Below are 6195 nucleotides of genomic sequence, written 5' to 3'. Positions count from 1 at the left end.
GACAGGCCCCATCAGGGGCGCGGGGAACTGCGCGAGAAGTCCCCACCGGCCCGCAGTCGCCGGACGAGCCCGGCACACCGAGCTCGCAGGCGGCTTTTCAGGGGGGGGCGGGGAACTGCGCGACCAGCCACGACGGACGTGCTGCCGCGCGCGGAGCGCAAGGGCGCGCCGCCACAGCCCGACGTGGTCTGGAGCATGCGCAGCCACGCAGCGTAGGGTGGGCCGGATTTACCGCTGAGTAGGTGTCTGTGGGCCGACAACAGGAGCCGCACATGTCCGAAACGCACGTCGCCGCCACCCCGCCCCGCACCACCCTGGTGCACGGAGTCGTCCGGGAGGCCTCGGTCCCCCCGCTCGCGCCGCCCGTCACCAGTGGTTCCCTCGGGGATCTGCCGTTCGACAACGCCGCGCTCGCGCCCACCGACGTCGTGCTCAGCCGCAAGCAGCCCGACGGGACGTGGCGCGATGTCACCACCGCCACCTTCGCCGCCGAGGTGCTCGCCGTCGCCAAGGGGCTGATCGCGCACGGGCTGCGGCCCGGTGACCGGATCGCCATCATGGCGCGTACGAGCTACGAGTGGACGCTGCTGGACTTCGCCGCCTGGGCCGCCGGGCTCGTCGGCGTGCCCATCTATCCCACCTCGTCCGCCCATCAGGTCCGCTGGATCCTCAAGGATTCCGGCGCCGTCGCGTGCGCGGTCGAGAGCGCGGAGCAGGAGCGGCTGGTCGAGGAGGCGCGGGCCGAGTCGTCCGGGCCGGCCCACGTGTGGCGGTTCGACGACGGTGCCATCGGGAAGCTCGTGGCCGCAGGGCGGGGTGTGCCCGCCTCCGCGGTCACCGAGGCACGTGCCACCCGTACCCCCGAGGACGTCGCGACCCTCATCTACACCTCGGGCACCACCGGCCGCCCCAAGGGGTGCGTCCTCACCCACGCCAACTTCTTCGCCGAGGCGGACAGTTCGGGTGAGCTGCTGCACCCGATGTTCAAGGCGACGTCCAGGGCTCCCGCGGCCACGTTGCTCTTCCTGCCGCTGTCGCACATCTTCGGCCGGACGGTCGCCGTGAGCTGTATGCGGGCGCGCGTACGGGTCGGCCACGCGCCGTCGATCCGTACGGAGGAACTCCTGGCCGACCTCGCGGCCTTCAGGCCGACCTTCCTGCTCGTCATCCCGTATGTGCTGGAGAAGGTCTACAACACCGGCCGCGCCACCGCCGAACGGCTCGGGCGGGCGGCCGTGTTCGACCGGGCGGCCAGGGTTGCTACCCAGTACGGCGAGGCGCAGGAGGCCCGGCGGCACGGCACGGGCAGCGGGCCCGGGCCGGCGCTGCGGGCGGCGCGTGTCGTGTACGACCCGCTCGTCTACCGCCGCATACGGGCCGCGCTCGGCGGCCAGGTCCGCTATGTGCTGAGCGGCGGCTCGCCGCTGGGGCACCGGCTCGCCGCGTTCTGCGCGGGCGCGGGCATCGAGGTGTTCGAGGGCTACGGCCTGACGGAGACGACGGCCGCCGTCACCATCACCCCGCCGCTGAAGCCCCGCATCGGCACGGTCGGCTGGCCGCTGCCGGGTGCGGCGGTGCGGATCGCCGACGACGGTGAGGTGCTGCTGCGCGGCGGCCAGGTCTTCTCCGGCTACTGGGACGGCGAACGGGGCGAGGCGGTGCCCGCGCCCGCGGTCGGCGAGTGGTTCGCCACCGGGGACCTGGGCGCGCTGGACGAGGACGGCTACCTCACGATCACCGGCCGCAAGAAGGAGCTGATCGTCACCTCCGGCGGCAAGAACGTCGCCCCCGCCCCACTGGAGGACCGGCTGCGGGCCCACCCCCTGATCGACCAGTGCGTCGTCGTCGGCGACAACCGCCCGTACGTCGCGGCCCTCGTCACCCTGGAACCGGACGGCCTCGCCCACTGGGCCCGCATGCACGGGAAGTCCGAGCTGCCCAGAGCGGAACTGGCACAGGACGAGGAACTCCGCGCGGAACTCCAACTCGCCGTGAACGAGGCGAACTCGTACGTCTCCCGCGCGGAGTCCATACGGCGGTTCGCGGTACTGCCGGTGGACTTCACGGAGCAGTCGGGACACATAACGCCATCCTTGAAGCTCAAACGGGCCGCGATAGCGCGCGACTTCGCGCCGGAGGTGGAGGCCCTGTACATGGCCTGAGCGGGAGTACCGCGCCCCGTAAGGGGCGCGGGGCTGTGACATTCTGCGGCTCCGCCGCGTGTGCGCGACCGCCGGGGTCAGGGGGCGAAGCCCCCTCAAGGGGCGCGGGGAACTGCGCGACCAGCCACGACGGACCGGCAGCCGCGTGCCGAGCGCAAGCCGCACCCCGGTAGGCGCAGCCACAACCGAGCCGCACGGGGTCCGGGGGCGCAGCCCCGGCCGACGGTCAGCAGTTCGTCGGGGCGGGGGCACCCGCAAAGCGCGCGGCCAGCCAGTCGGTCGCCGGCACCGCTCCGGCGACCGCACCGACGACATGCTCACCCAGCAGCAGCGGCTGCCACTGCACCGCCACTCCCTTCCCGCACCAGTCCGCCCGCAACTGCTCGCCCGCCGCGTACGGCACGAGTTCGTCCACCACGCCGTGGTAGAGGTACACGGGCCGGTCGGGTGCGTGCGAGCCCAGGTCGGACAGGCGCAGGACGTGCTGCCAGTCCGGTTCGTAGAGCGGGTTCCTGACCGTGACGTCGGAGATGCGCTTGAAGAGGCCGGCGGCGGCCGAGGCGATCACGCAGTTCCGCTTGAGGAAGTCGACGTAGTAGCGGCCCCGGTCGTTGAGGTAGGAGTCGAGCCGGAGCTCGGGGTAGGCCGCGTTCTGGCCGATGGCGGCCATGAGGACGAGCCCGGCGCCGACGGAGCCGTTGTTGTAGTCGGCGGTCTTGAGGAGGTCGGCGGGCACCCCTCCGGTGGCCGTGCCCTTGAGGTCGAGTTCGGGGGCGTACGAGTCGTGCAGTTCGGCGGCCCAGCTGCTCGCGTGGCCGCCCTGGGAGTAGCCCATGATGCCCACGGGGGTGTCCTTGCCGAGCCCGGTCCCGGGCAGCCGGAGCGCGGCCCGGGCCGCGTCGAGGACGGCGTGGCCCTCGGCCCGGCCGACGATGTACGTGTGGTCGCCCGGTGTGCCGAGCCCCTCGTAGTCGGTGACGGCGACGGCCCAGCCGCGCAGCGTCAGCAGCTGGATGAGGTTGGCCTCCAGTGTGGTGCCGTTCGGGAAGCCCGCGGAGGGGGCGCACTGGTCGGCGAGGCCCACGGTGCCGACGGCGTAGGAGACGAGCGGGCGGGGGCCCGGTCTGCCGTCCTGCGGGACGATCACGGTGCCGGAGACGACGTTCGGGGCGCCCTTGGCGGTGGTGGAGCGGTAGGTGATGTGCCAGGCCCTGGTGTTCGTGGGCTGCCCGGGCAGGGGGTGGAAGGACGTGGGCGCGGAGCTGAGGACGTCGCCCGGGGCCGCGTCCGCGACATTCCGGGCGGTACTACGGGCGCTGTCCTCGTCGGCCGCGGCTCCCGTGCCCGCCAGGCCGAGGGACAGGGCCAGCGCGGTGAGCGCGGACAGTGCCGTGGTGCGCAGCTTCATGGGCTCCTCCGACCGTCCAGTGGTGCCGGATCAGTGGGGTGACCGTAGTGACCGGCGGGTAAGGAAGGAAGCCCGGCGCACGGTTTTTCCGGCGCGGAAGATTCATGGCTCGCGGAATTCGATCATCCGCTAGCAATGATGTGGTCGTTCGTGAACAAAAACGAAAGAAATGGATCACAAGGAAAAACCGTGTGAAGAATTGAGGCCCGGGGGCCGGGCCCGAAAAGGCAGGAGCCCCGCCCTCCGCCGAAACGGGGAGGACAGGGCTCCTTGGGTACTGCATCGACCGCGATCGGTCAGGCGTGCAGCCGCCGGATCAGAAGATCCGGAGCATTACGCGGGGGTGACGTTCTCCGCCTGCGGGCCCTTCGGACCCTGCGTGACGTCGAAGGTGACCGCCTGGTTCTCCTCGAGGGAGCGGAAGCCAGAGGCGTTGATCGCGGAGTAGTGGACGAAGACGTCGGGGCCCCCGCCGTCCTGGGCGATGAAGCCAAAGCCCTTTTCAGCGTTGAACCACTTCACGGTTCCGGTAGCCATAAGCCCTCCTTGGGCCAAAGGGTTGCCCTGCTCCAGAACCTGCGAGAAGTCTGAAAACTACAAAAGCCTGCGGGGTCACATGCTCCGCAGGCTCTGTACTGCAAGGGAAACCAAACTGCAACTTGCGACGAGCGTAGCACGCAGGGTTCTGACGGTGGAAGAGTCGAAGATCACGCTGTCGGATGGTTTTCCACGTGTTCGGGCCGGAAAAGATCCGGGGTCGGGCATCGGCCGGGCGAGGGCCCGGCGAGCCCTCCTGCGAGCCCCCCGCTCCGGATCTTGCGGGGCCGCGGGGCTAGCCTCCGGATGTGGACAATTCATCCTCAGCGTCACCCTCGGAGTCATCCTCGGAGCCGGCCCCGGAGTCGGCCCCGGACCGGCGCGGTGGCCGCCCCCGCGTCGGTCACATCCAGTTCCTCAACTGTCTGCCCCTCTACTGGGGGCTCGCCCGGACGGGCACGCTGCTCGACCTGGAGCTCACCAAGGACACCCCGGAGAAGCTCAGCGAGCGCCTGATCCGCGGCGAGCTGGACATCGGTCCCGTGACCCTCGTCGAGTTCCTGCGCCACGCGGACGAGCTGGTCGCCCTCCCCGACATCGCGGTCGGCTGCGACGGCCCCGTCATGTCCTGCGTGATCGTCTCGCAGGTGCCCCTGGAGAAGCTGGACGGCGCGCGGGTCGCGCTCGGCTCCACCTCGCGCACCTCCGTACGGCTGGCGCAGCTGCTGCTGGCGGAGCGGCACGGCGTGCGGCCCGACTACTACACCTGCCCGCCGGACCTGAGCCTGATGATGCAGGAGGCGCAGGCCGCCGTGCTGATCGGGGACGCCGCACTGCGCGCCTCGCTGCACGAGGCCCCGCGGCTCGGCCTGGAGGTCCACGACCTGGGGCAGATGTGGAAGGACTGGACGGGGCTGCCGTTCGTCTTCGCCGTGTGGGCCGTGCGGAAGGACTACCTGGCCCGGGTGCCGGGCCTGGTCGCCGAGGTGCACCGGGCGTTCCTGGCGTCCCGCGACGTCTCCCTGGACGAGGTCGGCAAGGTCGCCGAGCAGGCGGCGCGCTGGGAGGCCTTCGACGCGGAGCTGCTGGAGCGCTACTTCACGACGCTCGACTTCCGCTTCGGCGCGGACCAGCTCGCGGGCGTGACCGAGTTCGCCCGGCGCACCGGCCCGACCACGGGCTTCCCCTCCGACGTGCGCGTGGAACTGCTGAAGCCCTGACCCCGGGCTTCGGGGTCAGGGCTTCAGGCGGGGACTACGAGGGGGCGGGCCCCGGTGGAACAGGCCGGGGCCCGGCCGCCGCTCGGGGCGGTCGTCAGGAGGCGGGGATCGGGCCCACCATGTGCTCGCTGATCCAGGCGATGCTGCCGTCGCCCATGCCCTGCACATAGGTCTTGGCGTCGTGCTTGCCGCCCTGGATCACCTGCAGGCGGGTGTGGATCGGCCCCTTGTTGCCGTATGTCTTGATGAACTGGTCGACCTTCGGGATGACGCTCTTCTCCAGCGTGCCGTACTGGAACGCGAGGTAGATGTCCGTGCCCGGCTTGTTGGCGGCGATCAGGTCCTTGGCCAGCAGCTCGGGGTTGTTCGCGTTCTTCTCGGCCTCGTGGCCCTTCCACAGCGGGGAGTCCGGGACGATGTCCGGGCCGGAGGCGATCACGGCCTTGAACTTGTCCGGGTGCTTGAGTACGGCCTTCAGGCCGGAGAAGCCGCCGGAGGAGGAGCCCATGAACGCCCAGCCGTCGCGCGACTTGATTGTCCGGAAGTTGGCCTTCATCAGGTCCGGCACGTCCTCGGTGAGCCAGGTGCCCATCTTCGGCTGGCCGGGGATGTCACTGCCGTCCCAGTAGAGGCCGCCGTCGTCCGGGTGCGGGTTGAGGACCGGCATCGCGAGGATGAAGGGCTTGCTCTTGCCCTCGGAGTACCACTTGGAGATCGACGACTCCAGCTTGAGGTTGTCGTCCATCCAGTAGTTGGAGGGGAAGCCGGGGCCGCCGGGGAGGGCGATCATGACGGGGAAGCCGCTCTTGTCGTACTTCGGGTCCTCGTACTCCTTGGGCGCCCAGACCCACACCTTGCCGGTGAAGCC

5 protein-coding genes are annotated in these 6195 nt (G+C 70.7%); 2 read left to right on the top strand and 3 right to left on the bottom strand.

Going from position 1 to position 6195, the window contains the following annotated elements; genetic code table 11:
* Nucleotides 1-272 precede the first annotated feature (272 nt).
* Complete coding sequence (locus K6I34_RS29305; RefSeq protein WP_229330461.1) at nucleotides 273-2162, top strand: long-chain fatty acid--CoA ligase; 1890 nt, start codon at nucleotides 273-275, stop codon at nucleotides 2160-2162.
* Between the two features lie 226 nt (nucleotides 2163-2388).
* On the opposite strand, the gene K6I34_RS29300 is transcribed toward K6I34_RS29305, so the two are convergent.
* Together K6I34_RS29300 and K6I34_RS29295 are read right to left on the bottom strand one after the other, a co-directional pair.
* Nucleotides 2389-3570, bottom strand: coding sequence for a lipase family protein (locus K6I34_RS29300; protein ID WP_229330459.1), 1182 nt, complete (start codon nucleotides 3568-3570; stop codon nucleotides 2389-2391).
* A 333-nt stretch (nucleotides 3571-3903) separates the two neighbouring features.
* Nucleotides 3904-4107, bottom strand: coding sequence for a cold-shock protein (locus tag K6I34_RS29295; RefSeq protein WP_004943697.1), 204 nt, complete (start codon nucleotides 4105-4107; stop codon nucleotides 3904-3906).
* Nucleotides 4108-4415: 308 nt separating this feature from the next.
* Between K6I34_RS29295 and K6I34_RS29290 the strand changes: the two genes are divergently transcribed.
* Nucleotides 4416-5327 (top strand): menaquinone biosynthetic enzyme MqnA/MqnD family protein, encoded by a 912-nt coding sequence (locus tag K6I34_RS29290; RefSeq protein ID WP_374231050.1) that lies wholly within the window; start codon nucleotides 4416-4418, stop codon nucleotides 5325-5327.
* Nucleotides 5328-5421: 94 nt separating this feature from the next.
* Here the strand turns inward: K6I34_RS29290 and K6I34_RS29285 are convergent.
* Nucleotides 5422-6195, bottom strand: a 774-nt coding sequence (locus K6I34_RS29285; protein ID WP_229330457.1) for an esterase family protein, incomplete at its 5' end; no start/stop codon positions are given.

Source organism: Streptomyces sp. UNOC14_S4, from assembly GCF_020740835.1.
Lineage (GTDB): Bacteria > Actinomycetota > Actinomycetes > Streptomycetales > Streptomycetaceae > Streptomyces.
The sequence above is the reverse complement of the archived record's forward strand: the minus strand, read 5'-3'. Positions and strand labels throughout refer to the sequence as shown.